Source organism: Actinomadura sp. GC306, assembly GCF_004348665.1.
In the GTDB taxonomy this organism is placed as follows: domain Bacteria; phylum Actinomycetota; class Actinomycetes; order Streptosporangiales; family Streptosporangiaceae; genus Spirillospora.
In genome coordinates this window covers 1-14,141 of record NZ_SMKM01000178.1, presented here as the reverse complement: position 1 = coordinate 14,141, position 14,141 = coordinate 1, and the positions used below count along the sequence as shown (strand labels likewise).

Genomic DNA, 14,141 nt, shown 5'->3' with positions numbered 1-14,141 from the left:
GGCGAGGTCCTCCGCCCAGGCCCGGTAGCCGTCGGGGGACGGGTGGAAGCCGTCGCTCGCGAAGAGGCGCCGGTCGCGCGCCATCGCCTCGTCCATGGGGGCGTGGACCGCACCGCGCGACCGGGCCGCGTCGCACAGGATCCGGTCCATGATCCGGGCCCGCGCGCCGAGGACGAGCCGCAGCGGCTGCGGGATCGCCGGGAACCTGTGCACGGGCGGCATGCCCGCGACGACGAGCGTCGCGGGCGCGTAGGCGTCCCGCAGCGCGGCGATGAGACGGGACGCGTCGTCGCTCCAGCGCCGCATCGGGCGGCCCCGGATCAGGTCGTTGATCCCGACGGTCAGCACCACGAGGTCCGCGCCCGGTGCCCCGGACGCGCCGCCGGGCGGCGCGCCCCCGGGGGGCGTGCCGTCGCCGGTGGTCCCGTTCGGGGTGCCGTTCGCGGTGCCGTTCGCGGTGCCGGTGGCGGGGACGAACCCGGTCGCGAGCCGGTGGGCCGTGGCGCCGTTCTCGCCGTTGACCGACCAGGACACGCTGCGCCGCAGCCGTTCCCGCAGCGCCTCGGCCAGGAAGCCCGGCAGCGCCTGCGCGTGCCTGGACGCACCGACGCCCACCGCGGTCGACTCCCCGATCACGACGACCCGGTAGGCGGGCCCGGCACCGGGGTCGGTGCCGGGGACGAAGCCGTGCTCGTCACCGGCCGCGGGTGCGAGCCGGGGCGTGCGCCGGGCCGTCCGCCATGCCTGGACGGCGAGCACCGGCGCGAGCGGAATCAGCAACATCGACTGGGGGACTCGGGCGAAGGTGAATGGTCTCTTCATCTCAATCCCAGACTTGTGCGGTTCGGCCCCCGAGCTCATATCGCCCGCTCGCGGAGCAGGCTTCGTGCGAAGTTCGCGATCACCTCCGCCACATATGCGTGCCCGCCGGGATTCAGATGGATTCCATCGGCACTCCACATCGCGGGATCGGCGACCTTCGCCACCGTTTCCCGCGTGGGAAACGGTATTCCGAACTCGCGGGTGGCGCGGGCGAGCTCCTCGTTGAAGTCGTGAATGCGCTGCACCGTTCGCTTCTTGCGGAACTGCGACATCGGGGACAGGTCGAGCAGCGGCGGCCGCGGCACCGGAATCGCCAGCGCGATCGCGCCGCGGGACCGGGCCCAGCCGAACAGCTCGTTCAGCCGGGCCGCGGCCGCCGGCCGCTCGAACCCGCGCAGCGCGTCGTTCATCCCGCAGCCGAGCACGACGAGCTCCGGGCGCAGGTCCCGGACGATGGGCAGCTGGGTGCCGACCACGTCCTCGATCGTCGCGCCCGGGTCGGAGACGTTGAGCATCTCCTCGCGGGAAACGTCCAGTTCACGGGCCAGCCGGCCGGCCCAGCCGAGCCACCCGCCGGCCGGGTCCGGGTCGTTCTGCCCCTCGGCGACGCTGTCGCCGAGCACCACCATCACGGGCCCGCCGCCCGGCCGGTCGGCCATCACGCGACGAGTTCGAGCAGGTAGTCGGTGAGAGCCGTCACCGTCTCCCGGCGCCGGGCCTCGGCCACGTCGACCTCCACCTGGAGGTGGTCTTCGATGTCGCTGATGATGCTGATGGCGTAGACGGAGTCCACGCCATAGCGCGCCAGTTCGACACCTGGATCGATGTTTTCAGCCGGCCGGTCGAGGTAGAAGGCGATCCTGTCAAGAAGCCACGATTGCAGCTCGTCGTGGGAAATTGTTTCCGATCTGGTCACCGCATTCCTCCTTATGTAGAAGGATCATCGAATCAATCGCGATAGCTATCGGAAGACGAGCAACACGCAAGATACCGGCAAATAGACGATGTGTCTCAGATCCCGATGTGAACGATCGGACACAACCATGTCTCTGTTGCGTAAATTAAGTCAGTGAGACGGTAAAACGGCACCAGGTTACCGATCAGTAACCACTTCCGTTAAGGGGCCCACCGGAAGCGCGCCCGCATCCCCCTGTCCCCGTCCGTCCCAGTGGGTCGGCCGCTCCCCCGGCACCTCACCACGGCACCCCACCTGCGCCGTTCCCCAGCAGGCCCGTCCCGCACGGGCATCCGGCCGGCCACGACGGCCCGGCACGTTCCACGAGAATTTCGGACAACCCCCCAGACTCCCCCATCACGGACGAGTCAGGTCCTTCTTCCCTATTAGGGAGAAATGGCTTTCCCTGGGGAAATCATGCCTGGTCAGGGGTGCCTTTCACCGGCACGGGTCCGGTGAGGAGGGACGCCACGGGATTGGGGTCGCGGGTCTGCGCCAGCCGGTCCAGGGCGTCGTGGGCGCGCTGCGACCGCCACCGGTGCGCCGCGATCCGGTGGTACCTGGTGAGGTGCGCGGCCGAGGGGCGGGCCACCCCCGTCAACTCGTAGCCGTGCAGGCGCAGCCGGGAGGCGAGGACGTGCTCGACCAGATCGGCCTCCCAGTCCTCCAAGCGCTCCCGCCACGCGCCGACGTTGCGAGTGTTGGGCGCCTCGTGCGTCCGCAGGTGCCACTTGCGCGCGGACGGCACCGTCTCCCGGGCGTGCTGGTACGCCTTCGTCATCGCCGGGTCGTACTCCTCTCCGAGGAACGCGCACAGCGGCCGCAGCGCGCTCTCCGGTTCGGCGACGAGGTCCTCGTACCGGAACTCGTAGAAATTCTCCGGGCCGAGCCGGCGGGCGAGCCGCTGCCCGGTGTCGACCGCCTCCCGCCACGTGAGCGCCGCCGAGAAGGTGTCGCCGTGGTACCAGGGCATCTTCTTCAGCGAGCTGACGGCGTCCCGGCCGTCCCGGACGAGGTGGATGAACTGGGCGTCGGGGAACATCCGCCGGAGCATCGGCACCCGGCGGAAGTAGCTCGGGCGCTTGTCGCCCCACCGCGGCTTGCCGTGCTCGCGCGCGTACGCCCGGAAGACGGCCGCCAGCGCCGAGCCGAGCGTCGGCGGCGCCTGCACGATCTCCTCGATCGTCTTGCCGGGGTCGAGCTTGAGGACGTGGAACTTGGTGTCCTTGCCCTTGACGATCCACTCCGCCAGCCGGCGCCGGTTCTCCTCCTGCTCCAGATCACCGAAACTCCGCCGCACCTCGTACGAGGTGTGCACGAACCTGGTCTCGGACGGGAAGGCGATCCGCGGATGCGAGTGCAGCATCTGCTGGAGCAGCGTCGTGCCCGAACGGGGGCAGCCGATGATGAAGATCGGCCGGCTGGTCTGCGGAGTCATGGCGCGCCAAAATACGGCGGATACCTGAGTGCGGACCCAACGCTACCTCAACGCAAGCTGAAAGTTACTCCAAGGTTCCCGGCCCGCCACGTCCAAGGGCTCGGCGGCCTCGCGATGAACGCCCAGGTCAGCGGCCGATGGTGGACGACCATCCCACAACAGACTTCCCTTATAGCGAGAAATAAGCTAAGTTAACTACCGGTGTGCCGGGAAGTCTGGTCGGCGAGACACCACACGTCTGCGACCAGGAGGGGTAGATGAGTCCACGGCACTTCATCACCGCGCCGCCTCCGTCGCCGCGCGTCCCCGCCCCGCCTTACGGCATGATCGCCATGGCCTGGGCGCACGACTTCCCAGATAGCTGAGCCGCTTCCTTCCTCCGCCCTCGCGGGCCATCTCCCCGCGGGCCCCTTTCCCCACGGGCCGGCGCGCCTTCTGCGCGCTCCGGCACGGTCTTTGACGTCACACAGCGGAAGCGTGCATTCACATGGGTGAGTTCTTCGATGTCGCGTTCGGTTTTCCCACCGCCCTCTTCACCTTCTCCCTCCTCGTCGTCGCCGGCTACTGGGCCTTCGTCCTGGTAGGCGGCCTCGACATCGACCTCCTCGGGGCCGGCGCCGATGCCGATGCGGGGGCCGGCGCCGGCCCCGAGGACCCGGACGGGCCCGGCCCCGGCTGGTTCGCCTTCCTCGGCCTCGGCGGCGTCCCCGGCACGGTCGTCCTCTCGCTGCTCATCGCGCTCGCCTGGTTCGTCAGCCTGGCGGGATCGGCGCTGCTCACCGGCACCGGCCCGCGCGTCCTCGTGCTGGCCGGGGCGCTGATCGCGGCCTGGGCCGGGACGCGGCTGGCCGTGCTGCCGCTGCGCCGCCTCCTGCGCCGCCCGGTCGAGGCGTCGCTGCGCCAGTTCGTCGGGCTGCCCTGCGTCATCCGCACCGGCCGGGTCGGCCCGGACTTCGGCCAGGCCGAGGTCACCGCGCCCGACGGCTCGTCCGCCCTCGTCCAGGTGCGGCGGCCCCCGATGGACGTGGCCGCGGCGGAGGACGGCGCGGAGGACCTCGCCCTCACCGCCGGCACCACCGCACTGATCTTCGATTTCGACCCGGCCGGCCAGTTCTTCTGGGTCATGCCGCACGACACGGCACTCGACCGCCCGGCCCTTTAGCCCCTGCGCTCCAACCCCCGCGCCTCAGAGACCCCGCGACCGCAGTCCCCGACAGACAGGGATTCCGATGGATGTCATCACCATGGGAGCCGGTGTGCTCCTCGCGCTCGTCCTGCTCGTCACCCTCGGGCTCGTCCTGATGGTGAAGAAGCTCTTCCGGAAGGTCGACCAGGGCCGCGCGCTCATCATCTCCAAATACAAGAAGGTCGACGTCACCTTCACCGGCGCGATCGTCCTGCCCGTTCTGCACAAGGCCGAGATGATGGACATCTCGGTGAAGACCATCGACATCGAGCGGACCGGCCGGGAAGGGCTGATCTGCAAGGACAACATCCGCGCCGACATCCGCATCACGTTCTTCGTCCGCGTCAACAAGACCGTCGAGGACGTCGTGAAGGTCGCGCAGGCGATCGGCACCGAGCGGGCCAGCGGCCAGGAGACGCTGCAGGAGCTGTTCGCGGCGAAGTTCTCCGAGGCGCTGAAGACCGTCGGCAAGCACCTCGACTTCGCCGACCTCTACACCCGCCGCGACGAGTTCCGCGACCACATCATCCGGGTCATCGGCACCGACCTGAACGGCTACAGCCTTGAGGACGCGGCGATCGACTACCTGGAGCAGACGCCGCTGATGTCGCTCGACAGGTCGAACATCCTGGACGCCCAGGGCATCCGGAAGATCACCGAGCTGACCGCGATCGAGCACGTCCGCACCAACGAGCACGCCCGCAACGAGGAGAAGGAGATCACGCGCCAGAACGTCGAGGCGCGGGAGGCGATCCTGGAGCTGGAGCGCCGCCAGGCGGACGCCGAGCTGCGCCAGGAGCGCGAGGTCGAGACCGTCCGGGCACGCGAGCAGGCGGAGATCGAGCGGGTGAAGGCCGAGGAGCGGCTGCGGGCGCAGACCGCGCACATCCGCACCGACGAGCAACTCGGCGTCCAGCACGAGAACAAGGAGCGCGAGGTCTCGGTCGCCGCGAAGAACAAGGAGCGCGTCCTCGCGATCGAGAGCGAGCGGATCGAGAAGGACCGGCTGCTGGAGGTCATCGCCCGCGAGCGCGAGACGGAGCTGACGCGCATCTCCGCCGACAAGGAGGTCGAGGCGGAGAAGCGGGAGATCGCCAACGTCGTGCGGGAGCGGATCGCGGTCGAGCGGACGGTCGCCGAGCAGGAGGAGAACATCAAGCGCCTCCGGACGGTCGAGGAGGCCGAGCGCACCCGCCAGGCCGTCATCATCCAGGCGGAGGCCGAGGCGCAGGAGAACCTCGTCAAGGACATCAAGGCGGCCGAGGCCGCGGAGGCCGCCGCCGAGCACCGCGCCCGCGAGGAGCTGACGATGGCGCAGGCGCGGCAGGAGGCCGCCGAGCTGGACGCGCAGGCGAAGATCCGGCTGGCCGAGGGGCTGCGGGCCGAGGCCGCCGCGACCGGGCTGGCGGAGGTCCAGGTGCGCGAGAAGGATGCGGAGGCGATCGAGAAGGTCGGCCGCGCCGAGGCCGCCGTCGCGCGGGAGAAGGCCCTCGCCGAGGCCGCCCGGATCCGCGAGGCCCTCAGAGCCGAGGCGGAGGGCCTTAACGAGAAGGCCGGCGCGATGGCCGCGCTGGACGAGGCGTCCCGCCAGCACGAGGAGTACCGGCTGCGGCTGGAGGCGGAGAAGGACGTCCGGCTCGCCGGTATCGACGTGCAGCGGCAGGTCGCCGAGGCGCAGGCGAGCCTCGTCGCGGCCGGGCTGGAGTCGGCCGACATCAGCATCGTCGGCGGCGACAGCGTGTTCTTCGACCGGCTCGTCGGGTCCATCGCGCTCGGCAAGGGCGTCGACGGGTTCGTGCAGAACTCCGAGGTGGCGCGGTCCGTCGCCGGCCCCTGGCTGGACGGCTCGGGCAGCTTCACCGACGACATGGCGAAGCTGCTCGGCTCGGTCGACACCGGCGGCGTCCGCGACCTGACCCTGTCCGCGCTGCTGCTGCGGCTGATCAAGTCGGGCGGCCCCGAGGCGGCGGGCTTCCAGGACCTCCTGGACACCGCCCGCCGCCTCGGCGTGGCCGACGCCCCCCTCCCCCGCCCGAACGGAACCGAACTGACGACGACCAACTGACCCGTTGACTTGCGGCGTGTTGTTGTTATCCGGCCTTCCAAAACAACAACACGCCGCAAGTCAACGCGCGGGAGGCGGAGCGAAGGGAGTGACTTGTGAGCGAGGGCGTGCGGGCGGAGCTGGACCACGGGACGTATGAGGTGCTGCGGGCGCGGCTCGCCGGGCACGCGGCGGAGCTGGCGCGGCGCGCGGAGGCGCTGAACGCGCGGCGGCTGGAGGTCTTCGGCGGGGCGGAGCTGCGGCTGGCGGGCACCGAGCAGATCCGGACGGCGCACAACTGCGTCCCGCGGGACGTGGTGGCGCTCGGCGGGGTGATGCTGTTCGGCTACAACGTCTTCCTCGGGCTGAAACCGGAGACGGCGGTCGGCGACGTGTTCTCCCTGCACCGCTTCACGCGGGACGGGGACGGCATCGCGTTCGTCCCGGCCGGGCCGGACGCGGTGCCGGGCCTGCTGGACGACCCGCGTTTCGAGCGCGACTTCGCCGACATGTACCGCTATTACCGGCAGGCGCGGCTGCTGCAGCTCCGGCTGGTGGACGGCCGCCTGCTCGCGGTGTTCCAGACCGGCCCGCGGCTGTCGGACCTGCGGGTGCTGCGCTGGCGGACCGCGCCGGACGGCACCGTCGTGTACGAGGACAACCAGGGCGAACGCGACCACGCGTTCCCCGCCGCGCACGACGTCGACTGGGTGGAGACCACCCGCGACGACCACGTCCTCGGCCGGCACCCGCACATCTCGATCGAGGGCGAGGTGTTCGTCGAGACGATCGGCGGCACGCTCACCGTCAAGATCGAGGACAACACCGACACCGGGACGGGCGTCTACTCCGAGCCGGTGGACGAGCCGCTGCAGTCCCTCGCCGACGCGGACATCCTGCACGCGCGGGTCGGGGCGCTGATCCTGCTGCGCATCCGCCCGTACAACGAGACGGCGTGGCGGCACCTGGTGTTCAACGTCCGCACCAAGGAGGTCGTGCGGCTCGACGGCATCGCGCAGGCGTGCCGGAGGCTGCCGGACGACCAGGGCATCATCTTCCCGGGCGGCTACTACCTGGACACGGGCGCGGCGAAGACGTTCGACACCGACGTCAGGGGCCTGGAGTACGAGCGCGTCGTCCGCTCCCCCAACGGCGAGGACGTCCTCTACGTGTTCCATTCACGGGAGGACGGGCGGTCGCTGCTCCTGCCGTACAACGTGATCCGCAAGCAGGTCACGACACCGATCACCTGCCACGGGTACTCGCTGTTCGAGGACGGGACGCTCGCGGTGATGCGGGCCTTCTCCGAGGAGCCCGCCCGCGTCCACCCGATGCAGATCTGGCGGAGCCCGTTCGTCTCCGACGCGCACGCCGCCGCACAGCCCGTGGGGACGGGCCCGCTGGAGCGCGTCGGGAACGCCGACCTGGTCCGCGGCATCTCCGAGTGCCTCTCCGTCACCCGCATGGTGGACGAGATGTCGCCGTCCTCCCGCGTGTTCGAGGCGCTGATCTCGGCGTGCACGCGGACGGCCGACCTCTACCACTGGCTCGCCGACGACGACCTCGGGGACGTTGCCGCGCCACTGGCCGACGTCCGCTCGACCGCGGGCCAGGTGCTGGACGAGTACGAGAAGGTCCGCGCGCTCACCGACCAGGCGGTCGCCGCTGTTTCCGAGGCCGCCGACGACATCGCGGCGCTGGTTCGCCGTGCGCGGGCCGAGCCGCCGTCGACCGCAGACGGCTGGATCGGCCGGCTCGCCGAGTTCCGCCGCGCCCAGGGCCACCTGGAGACGCTGCGCGACGTCCGGTACATCGACCTCGGTCGGATCGACGAGCTGTCCGAGACCGTCGTCGCGGAACTGCGCGGCGCGGGACAGGGCGCCGTGGATTTCCTCCAGCGCGAGGACGCCTTTACCGGCTACCACGCCGAGGTCGAGCGGATCACCGAGGCGGCGCACGCGATCGAGACCGCCGCCGAGGCCGTGCCGCTCGCCGACCTCCTCGACGCGCAGAACGAGGGGCTGGAGGTCGTCACCGGGGTCGTCGGCGACCTCGACCTGACGGACGCGACCGCGCGGACCGCGATCCTGGAGCGGGTGGGCGAGGTCCTCGGCGGCCTCAACCGGGCCCGCGCCGTCCTGGACGGCCGGCGCCGCGACCTGCTGGGACGCGAGGGCCGCGCCGAGTTCGCCGCCGAACTCGGCCTGCTGGACCAGTCCATCACGGGGGCGCTCGCCGGCGCCGCCACCCCCGAGGGCTGCGACGAGCAACTAGGCCGCCTGCTCCTCCGCCTGGAGACGCTGCAGGCCCGGTTCGGCGAGCTGGACGATTTCCTGGCCGAGCTGGAGACGAAGCGCACCGAGGTCTACGAGGCGTTCTCGTCGCGGAAGCAGACGCTCCTGGACGAGCGCACCCGCCGCACCGACCGGCTCGTGGAGTCGTCCGGCCGCATCCTGTCCGGCGTCCGCCGCCGCGCCGCGGCCCTCAGGTCGCCGGACGAGGTCAACACCTACTTCGCCACCGACCCGATGGTGGCGCGGCTCCGCGGCATCGCCGACGAGTTGCGCGCCCTGGACGACGGCGTCCGCGCCGAGGAGTTGGACGGCCGGGTCAAGGCCGCCCGCCAGGAGGCCGGCCGGGCGCTGCGCGACCGCCTCGACCTGTACGGCGACGACGGCGGGTCGATCCGCCTCGGCCGCCACCGGTTCGCGGTGAACACCCGTCCGATCGAGCTGACCCTCGTCCCGCACCGCGACACGGTCGCGTTCGCGATCACCGGCACCGACTACCGCGCCCGCGTCCGCGACGAGGGTTTCGCCGCGACCCGGCACCTGTGGAACCAGACCCTCGTCTCGGAAACCGCGGAAACGTACCGCGCCGAGTACCTGGCCACGTCCATCCTCGCGGACGCCGATCTCGCCAGGCTCCGCCGGGCCGCGGATGACGGCCGCTTGCTGACCCTCGTGCGGGAGGCGGCCGCGGACCGCTACGACGAGGGGTACGAGCGCGGCGTCCACGACCACGACGCCGCCCGCATCCTGGAGACGCTGCTGCGCTTGCGCACCGACGCGGGCCTGCTGCGCTACCCCGGCCCGGCCCGCGCCACCGCCCAGCTCTTCTGGACGCACGGGGTGGACGAGACCGGGCACGCCACCTGGGCGACCCGCGCCCGTTCCCTCGTCCGGGCCCGCGAGGCGTTCGGCCGCACCGACGCCCTGGCCGACCTGACGGCGGAGCTGGCCGCGTCCATCACGGCCTTCACCGAGCACACCGGCCTGGCCGCGCCGGACCCGCTCACCGCCGAATACCTGATCGAGGAACTCGCCACCGCCCCGGACGGCTTCGTCACCAGCCAGGGAGCCCGGACGCTGCTCAAGGGCTTCGGGGAGACGCTCGGGGAGGACGCGCTGGACGACGACCTGCGCGGCGCCGGCTCCCTAGCCGCCCGGCACCAGCTGGCGGAGGCGTGGCTCCGCTCCTACCTCGGGACGGGAGCGGACGGCGCCGACGTCCCGGAGGCCGCGGCGACGCTGCTCTGCGCGTCCGCCCGCTACGACTCCCCCGCCGCCCTGACCGCGACGATCGACGACCTGCTCGGCGACCACCCGCGCATCACCGACCGCCACCTCGACCTCCGCCTGGACGAGTTGCTCGCCCGCACGCAGCGTTTCCGCACCGAGCGCGTCCCGGCCTTCCGCGCGTACCAGCGGCAGCGGAACGACCTCATCGCAGCGGAGGAGAAGCGGCTAGGTACCGCGGGCCTGACGCCCCGCACGATGAGCGCGTTCGTCCGGAACCGGCTGGTGGACGAGGTGTACCTGCCGCTGATCGGCGACAACCTCGCCAAGCAGCTCGGCACGACCGGCGAGGGCAAGCGCACCGACCAGATGGGGATGCTGCTGCTCATCTCCCCGCCCGGCTACGGCAAGACGACCCTGATGGAGTACGTCGCCGAACGGCTGGGCCTGGCCCTGGTCAAGGTGGACGGCCCTGCCCTTGGCCACGACGTCACTTCCCTTGACCCGGCCCAGGCGCCCAATGCCACCGCCCGGCAGGAGGTCGAGAAGATTAATTTCGCTCTCGACATGGGCAACAACGTTCTGCTCTACCTGGACGACATCCAGCACACCTCACCGGAGCTCCTGCAGAAGTTCATTCCCCTGTGCGACGCCCAGCGCCGCATTGAAGGGGTCAAGGACGGCGAGCCGCGCACCTACGACCTGCGCGGCAAGCGGTTCGCGGTCTGCATGGCCGGCAACCCGTACACCGAGTCTGGGCAGCGCTTCCGCATCCCGGACATGCTCGCCAACCGCGCCGACGTGTGGAACCTGGGCGACGTGCTCTCTGGGAAGGACGACCTGTTCGCACTCAGCTACATCGAGAACGCGCTGACGTCCAACCCCGTCCTGGCGCCGTTGACGAACCACGACCGTGCGGACATCGAACTCCTGGTGCGCATGGCGTCAGGTGACGAAACCGTGCGTCCTGACCGCCTGTCCCACCCGTACTCCCAGGCCGAACTGGACGAGATCCTCTCCGTCCTGGGGAAGCTGCTCCACGTCCAGCAAGTGGTCCTGACGGTCAACCGCGCCTACATAGCGTCTGCGGCCCAGGACGACTCGGCCCGCACCGAGCCCCCGTTCCGCCTACAGGGCTCCTACCGCGACATGAACAAACTCGCCGAGCGCGTCCTGCCGGTAATGAACGCAGCCGAACTGGAGGCGGCCATAGACGACCACTACCGCGCCGAGTCGCAGACCCTCACCTCGGACGCCGAAGCCAACATGCTCAAGCTCGCCGAACTACGCGGCACCCTGACGCCCGTCCAGCAGACCCGTTGGACGGAGATAAAGACCGCCTACCAACGCACCCAAACCCTCGCCGGAAACCAGGAAGACCCCTCAGTAGGCGCCCTCCTCCACCTGGCCGACAAACTGACCGCCATAGAAGAGGCGCTCCGGACCACCCGCTGACGGCACCGCCCAGATCCACCGACCGGAACCATGATATGGCTCATCTCTCCCTGCGCGGCATCCTCGACAACATCGTCATGACCTTGCTCAACCTGCTGGCCGGCGTCGGACTGGTGGTGCTGGCCGCCGGGCTCCTGGCCGCAGAGGCCCCGAACGGAGACCGCGACCTACGCGCCTACGAGTCGGCGCCCCCCTGCCCGTCCCCTCCGCAAGAGCCGGCCGACTGCCGCTGGACGACCGACTTCACGGTGTCCGCCCTCCACCTGACCCACAAGAAGAACGAGTCAGACAGCGCGGTGCTCATGGACGCGGACGGCGACAGGTGGGATACGTCCTATCCGAACCGGGGCCCCGTCCTGAACACCCTGGACGAGGGCGACCGGGTCACCGGCACGGTCTGGCGCGGCAGGCTGACCGAGATCGCGGCCGGGGGCGATTCCCAGCGAACGAACGCCGCGCCGGCCGACATGCGCACCCGGGTGTTGATCGGCGCGCTGATCCTCGTCCCGAGCGGCGTGCTCATGGCGGCGGCGAGCACCTGGCGCCTGCTGCGCCGCCGGGCCTTCCCGGAGCCGACGCCGGGCATGGTCGCCACCCTGGGCCTGGCCTACGCGCTGTTCCTGGCCGGGCTGTTCTCCCCGCTCCTGGTCAGCGCCGGCGGCGAGAACTTCTGGACGACCCTGGCCGTCTGGCTCCCCATCGCCGCCGCCATGACCGCAGCAGCCCGCATCATCACCGTCCGAAACCGCCGTACGAAGCCCACACCGAGCTGAGCGACCGGCTCGATCAGCCTCCCGCCCGCTCTTGCTGCCGCCGCATCAACTCCTCGACCGCGGTCGGCAGCGTCGTCTCGAAGTCGATCAGCTTCACCCACGTCGGGGTCACGACGATCCGGACCATGGCCTCGTAGAGCGAGCGAACCCCCGCCTCCCACTCGACCCGCTGCTCAGGCGTCATCTCGTACGAGCCGTTCATCTGCAGGTACTCGTCCGGAATGCCGTCAACAAGGTCCAGCTCGGCGCGCCCCCGGATCAGCAGGATCTTCGGCGGGTGAACCTCGGTGTCGATGGTCAGCGCGACCATCGGGTTGGCCCGCAGATGCCGGAGCTTGGGCGCGTTCGTCGCGGTGCACATGACGATCTCCGCCCCGTTCCAGGTGAACCCGATCGGCACGTTACGCGGCGTCCCGTCCTCAGCAACGTAAGCCAGCCGAGCCAGATCACGCCCCAACAACTCCCGACTCAACGGCCGCCCCAGAATTTCGTAGACCTCGCGCTGCTCCATGATCACTCCTCCGTCGTCCGGACGGCCCCTCGCCGGCCGCCATCGCCCCTGGGACGAAGCCGTCCCCCGGTTCTCGACACCTAGCCGAGCTGACCAGCCACCCCGAGAACGTTTCCGCCGAGGCGCGGACGGATGACGGCCCCCCAACACCACCACCCGTTGGGCCCGACCGGCAGCCCGCCCCCGGTTCGTTGACTTGCGGCGTGTTGCCCTTATGGAGCGCTCCATAAGGGCAACACGCCGCAAGTCAACGGGGTGGCGGACCCGCCTCGATCGGCCGCCCGAGCCACCACGACGCCGCGATCCCGTGCCCCATGGACCAGACGTCACTGCCAAGCAGGGAGACGTCCACGACGGACGGGGTCAGGCGCGAGAGCGGTCGGCTATTGCCTTTCGGATGCGGTTGAGGACGGTTGTCGGGTTGCCGAACAGGCCGTCCTTGTTGACGCGGATGACGATCCAGCCGTGCTCGATCAGGCGGCCGTCACGTTCGATGTCGTAGCTGTACTGCTTGTGGTCCTGTTGGTGGTGGGCGCCCTCGTACTGAATGGCGATCTTGAGCTCCGGGTAGGAGAGGTCCGGCCGGGCGAGCCAGACGCCTCGCTCGGTGACGACGTCCTGGTTGACGGTGGGACGCGGGAGGCCCGCGTCCACGATGAGCATCCGCAACCTCGTCTCCGGCGGCGAGTCGCTCTTCTCGTCCAGGTGCGGCATTGCCCACCTGGCGCGCCTGACCCCGCGGCGCCTGTAGCCGTCTTTGTTGAGGAAGTTGTTGAGATGCGGCCGGGTCGTGAGCCCGTGCCGCAGCATGTGGTCGCCGGCGATGATCAGGTCCACGCGCGGTACTGCCGCCGCGAGTTCGAGGAAGAGCCGTTCCGGGCCGACCACCTGCCGGCCGTCCCGCATCCGCAAACGCGTTGGCGAAATGCTGTAGCTGTGCACGCGTAGGTCCTTGATCCGGGGGATCGTTGGCTTGACGGACGGGACGGCGGCATGGATGCGCATGTCCCAGTCAGGCACCGGGACGCCGTAGAGCCGGGCGGCCGTCACACCGCAGAACACCGCGGCGGACGGAAGGAGCAGCTTCGCCGCGTCACAGCGAAGCTCGACGCTATCGGGAAGTTCAGACTCTACGTACACATCGTAGAATATGCGACGATATTGCGAGGAGCGGAGTTCTTTGGCAGTAACCCCGATGCGCTGAGCTTCCGCGACCCGAAATGGCCGTTTTCTCAGATTATCGGGCACCTCTCGGGGAGTTTTCACCTCAAGTTTCTACGTCCCGAGGCGATCCACAACCCCACCCGTTCACAAACGGCGTCCAACTCGTATCCAGATCGTTGACCCAGACCGTTGAGTTGCGGCGTGTTGCCCTTATGGAGCGCTCCATAAGGGCAACACGCCGCAAGTCAACGGAGACGGGGGGTGGGGGTGAGGGG

General features: G+C 70.1%; 10 protein-coding genes. 4 read left to right on the top strand and 6 right to left on the bottom strand.

Annotation, left to right across the window (positions count from 1 at the left end):
* From E1200_RS22450 to E1200_RS22435, 4 genes are all read right to left on the bottom strand, one after another.
* A partial coding sequence (locus E1200_RS22450) for an SGNH/GDSL hydrolase family protein (RefSeq protein ID WP_165950417.1) occupies positions 1–783 on the bottom strand: 783 nt, incomplete at its 3' end.
* A gap of 74 nt (positions 784–857) precedes the next feature.
* Positions 858–1,481 (bottom strand): SGNH/GDSL hydrolase family protein, encoded by a 624-nt coding sequence (locus E1200_RS22445; protein WP_131954037.1) that lies wholly within the window; start codon positions 1,479–1,481, stop codon positions 858–860.
* Complete coding sequence (locus tag E1200_RS22440) at positions 1,481–1,738, bottom strand: acyl carrier protein (protein WP_131954036.1); 258 nt, start codon at positions 1,736–1,738, stop codon at positions 1,481–1,483. Before E1200_RS22440 ends, E1200_RS22445 begins: the two co-directional genes overlap by 1 nt.
* A gap of 454 nt (positions 1,739–2,192) precedes the next feature.
* The gene (locus E1200_RS22435; RefSeq protein ID WP_131954035.1) at positions 2,193–3,215 is read right to left on the bottom strand and encodes a sulfotransferase; all 1,023 of its coding nucleotides are present in this window, start codon (positions 3,213–3,215) and stop codon (positions 2,193–2,195) included.
* Positions 3,216–3,702: 487 nt separating this feature from the next.
* Here E1200_RS22435 and E1200_RS22430 point away from each other — a divergent pair, with 487 nt between their 5' ends.
* The 4 genes from E1200_RS22430 to E1200_RS35255 all read left to right on the top strand — a co-directional run bounded on the left by E1200_RS22430 (position 3,703) and on the right by E1200_RS35255 (position 12,191).
* On the top strand, positions 3,703–4,377 hold the full coding sequence (locus tag E1200_RS22430) for a hypothetical protein (RefSeq protein ID WP_131954034.1): 675 nt from the start codon (positions 3,703–3,705) through the stop codon (positions 4,375–4,377).
* 67 nt (positions 4,378–4,444) lie between these two features.
* A complete protein-coding gene (locus tag E1200_RS22425) occupies positions 4,445–6,466 on the top strand; it encodes a flotillin family protein (protein ID WP_131954033.1) in 2,022 nt (673 codons plus the stop codon).
* Positions 6,467–6,561: 95 nt separating this feature from the next.
* Positions 6,562–11,418, top strand: coding sequence for a DNA repair ATPase (locus E1200_RS22420; RefSeq protein WP_131954032.1), 4,857 nt, complete (start codon positions 6,562–6,564; stop codon positions 11,416–11,418).
* Positions 11,419–11,453: 35 nt separating this feature from the next.
* Positions 11,454–12,191 (top strand): hypothetical protein, encoded by a 738-nt coding sequence (locus E1200_RS35255; RefSeq protein ID WP_131954031.1) that lies wholly within the window; start codon positions 11,454–11,456, stop codon positions 12,189–12,191.
* A gap of 13 nt (positions 12,192–12,204) precedes the next feature.
* Here E1200_RS35255 and E1200_RS22410 read toward each other — a convergent pair whose 3' ends face one another.
* Both E1200_RS22410 and E1200_RS22405 read right to left on the bottom strand, forming a co-directional pair.
* Positions 12,205–12,702 (bottom strand): pyridoxamine 5'-phosphate oxidase family protein, encoded by a 498-nt coding sequence (locus tag E1200_RS22410; protein WP_131954030.1) that lies wholly within the window; start codon positions 12,700–12,702, stop codon positions 12,205–12,207.
* A gap of 363 nt (positions 12,703–13,065) precedes the next feature.
* Positions 13,066–13,722, bottom strand: a complete 657-nt coding sequence (locus tag E1200_RS22405) for a DUF559 domain-containing protein (protein ID WP_131954029.1) — start codon at positions 13,720–13,722, stop codon at positions 13,066–13,068.
* Positions 13,723–14,141: the final 419 nt, after the last annotated feature.